The sequence below is a fragment of the Kitasatospora sp. NPDC056181 genome, from assembly GCF_042266225.1.
Lineage (GTDB): Bacteria > Actinomycetota > Actinomycetes > Streptomycetales > Streptomycetaceae > Kitasatospora.
This window is the reverse complement of sequence record NZ_JBHJUK010000245.1, coordinates 1-2,811: the sequence shown is the minus strand read 5'-3', so window position 1 is coordinate 2,811 and position 2,811 is coordinate 1. Positions and strand designations below refer to the sequence as shown.

At 74.2% G+C, this 2,811-nt stretch carries 3 protein-coding genes; 2 read left to right on the top strand and 1 reads right to left on the bottom strand.

The annotated features are described in order from the left end of the window. Positions 1-45: 45 nt before the first annotated feature. Positions 46-408: a MerR family transcriptional regulator gene (locus ACFC1F_RS41735; protein ID WP_376166858.1), complete on the bottom strand. Its 363-nt coding sequence runs from the start codon at positions 406-408 to the stop codon at positions 46-48. 63 nt (positions 409-471) lie between these two features. Between ACFC1F_RS41735 and ACFC1F_RS41730 the strand changes: the two genes are divergently transcribed. Further along, positions 472-1,662: an MFS transporter gene (locus ACFC1F_RS41730; RefSeq protein WP_376166856.1), complete on the top strand. Its 1,191-nt coding sequence runs from the start codon at positions 472-474 to the stop codon at positions 1,660-1,662. 42 nt (positions 1,663-1,704) lie between these two features. Beyond that, on the top strand, positions 1,705-2,640 hold the full coding sequence (gene hemC / locus ACFC1F_RS41725) for a hydroxymethylbilane synthase (protein WP_376166854.1): 936 nt from the start codon (positions 1,705-1,707) through the stop codon (positions 2,638-2,640). The last annotated feature ends 171 nt before the right edge of the window (positions 2,641-2,811 follow it).

Genomic DNA, 2,811 nt, shown 5'->3' with positions numbered 1-2,811 from the left:
CCGGACGGTCCCTCCCCACCGTCCGGCGCCCGCCGGAGTCCCGCCTCAGGGCCCGGTCCGGACCGCCTCCAGGTACTCGGCGATGGCGTCCCGGTTGCGGGTCAGGAACTCGATGCGCCGGGTCATGCCGGTGAGCTCGCCCTCCAGGGTGGCGATCATCTCCGGGGTGGCGTCCGGGAAGTGGATGACCCTGGGCCTGTTCAGGCAGGGCAGGATCTGTTTGATGATCCTGGTCGGCAGCCCGGAGTCGAGCAGGCCCCTGATCTGCAGCACCCGGTCGACGGAGGACTCCTCGTAGGAGCGGTAGCCGTTGGCACAGCGCCCGGCGACGATGAGCCCCTGCTCCTCGTAGTAGCGCAGCAGCCTCCGGGACGCGCCGGTCCGCTCCGACAGCTCTCCGATGCGCATCCGACTCCCCCTCGTGGCCAGGCTTGACCTTCACATCAGTGTGATGGTTCGAGCATAGCCGTCATGTCGACCATCGAACGTCCAACAGCCGTGGAACCACGGACACTTCCCGTGCCGGCCCTGCTGGCGCTGGCCACCGCCGTCTTCGTCACCGCCCTCACCGAGACCCTGCCGGCCGGCGTCCTGCCCGCGATGAGCGCCGACCTGGGCGTCAGCGAGTCCGCGATGGGTCAGTCGGTCACCGTCTACGCGATCGGGACGGCGGCCACCGCCATCCCGCTGACCTCGGCCACCGCCGGCTGGCGGCGCAAGCGGCTGCTGGTCGCCGCGATGGCCGGGTTCGCCGTCGCCAACACCGTCACCGCGCTCTCCGGCCAGTACGCGCTGACCATGGCGGCCCGGTTCGCCGCCGGGGTCGCGGCCGGGCTGGCCTGGGCGCTGCTGGCCGGGTTCGCGCGACGGCTGGCGCCCCGGCACCTCCAGGGCAAGGCGATCGCGATCGTGATGACGGGCATCCCGGTGGCCCTCTCACTGGGCGTGCCCGCCGGGACCTTCCTGGGGCGGGTGCTCGGCTGGTGGGTGGTGTTCCTGCTGATGACGGCCCTCGCGGTGATCGTCGTCGGCTGGATCGCCGCCACCGTCGCCGACGCGCCCGGGCAGCGGGCGGAGGGCCGCACGCCGGTGCTGCGGGCGCTGTCCGTCCCCGGGGTGGTGCCCGTCCTCTTCGTCACCCTGGTCCTCGTGCTGGCGCACACCGTCCTGTACGCGTACGTCGCACCGTTCCTGGACGGGGTCGGCATGGGCGGCTCGACCGACGTCGTCCTGCTGGTCTTCGGCGCCGCCTCCCTGCTCAGCATCTGGATCACCGGCGCCTGGATCAACCGGCGGCTGCGCGCGCTGACCATCGCCGCCGTCCTGCTCGTCGCCGTGGCCGCCGCGGCGCTGGCCCTCCTGTCGGGCAGTCCGGCCGTGGTCTGTGCGGCCGCGGCCCTCTGGGGGCTCGGCTGGGGCGGCGCCCCGACCCTGCTGCAGACCGCCGCCGGCCAGGCGGGCGGCGAACAGGCCGACGCCGTCCAGGCGATGCTGGTCACGCTCTGGAACGCCGCGATGGCCGCCGGCGGCGTGGTCGGCGGGATCCTGCTGGACCGGTACGGGGCGGGCTCCTTCCCCTGGACCGTCCTCGCCCTGCTGCTGCCCGTCCTCGCCGTGGTCACCGCCGCCCGCACCCACGGGTTCCCGGCCCGCCGCGGGTGAGCCGCGGCAACCGGCCGGGATGTGACGGCCTATCATCGGCGCATGCCCACCGCAGAGTTGATCCGCATCGTCTCCCGTTCCTCGCCGATGGCGCTCGCCCAGGTCGAGCGCGTGCGGGCCGAGCTCGCCGCCCTGCACCCGCGGGTGCGGACCGAGGTGGTCCCGGTGACCACCTCCGGGGACCGCTGGATGGGGGACCTCGCGCGGCTCGGCGGCAAGGGCGCCTTCACCAAGGAGGTGGACGCGGCCCTGCTCGCCGGTGAGGCGGACCTCGCCGTGCACTGCCTGAAGGACGTGCCGGCCGACCGCCCGCTGCCGGCCGGCACGGTCTTCGCCGCCTACCTGCGCCGCGACGACATCCGTGACGCCCTGGTCCACCCCGGTGGCGGCACGCTCGACGAGCTGCCGCCGGGGACGCGGATCGGCACCTCCTCCGTCCGCCGCCGGGCCCAGCTCGCCGCCTCCCACCCCCACCTGGACTGCGTGCCGATGCGGGGCAACGCCAACAGCCGTCTCGCGAAGCTGGCGGCCGGCGAGGCCGACGCGCTGCTGCTCGCGGTCTCCGGGCTGGAGCGGATCGGCGAGCAGGCCCGGATCAGCGAGATCCTGTCGTCCGAGGCGATGTGCCCGCCGATCGGCGCCGGCATCCTCGCCCTGCAGTGCCGCGAGGAGGACACCGCCACCATCGAGGCGGTGACCGGCCTCGGCGACCACCCGACCTGGCGCGAGGCGAGCGCCGAGCGGATGTTCCTGCACGTCCTCCAGGGTCACTGCAACTCGCCGATCGCCGGCTACGCCAAGGCCGAGCCGGACGGCCGCCTCTCGCTGCGCGGGCGGGTCTTCTCCACGGACGGCAAGCAGGTGCTGGACGCCCACGAGTGGGCCGGCTCGCTCACCCCCGAGGACCTCGGCACCGCGACCGCCCTCGCGCTCAAGCGGCAGGGGGCGTCCGAGCTGATCGCCGCCATCCCGCACTGAGCGGGCGGGCGGCGGGCGCCGGCGCAGACGCGCGCCGGCGCGGCCGGCCCGCGCGGTTCCCGTGGAACGCCGGAAGGCCCCTGTCCGTCCGCAAGGGGCTTCCGGCTGTTAGTGACCCCGCCGGGACGACGACACCCGCCCCCCAGGATAATTATCTCGAGGGGGAAACCA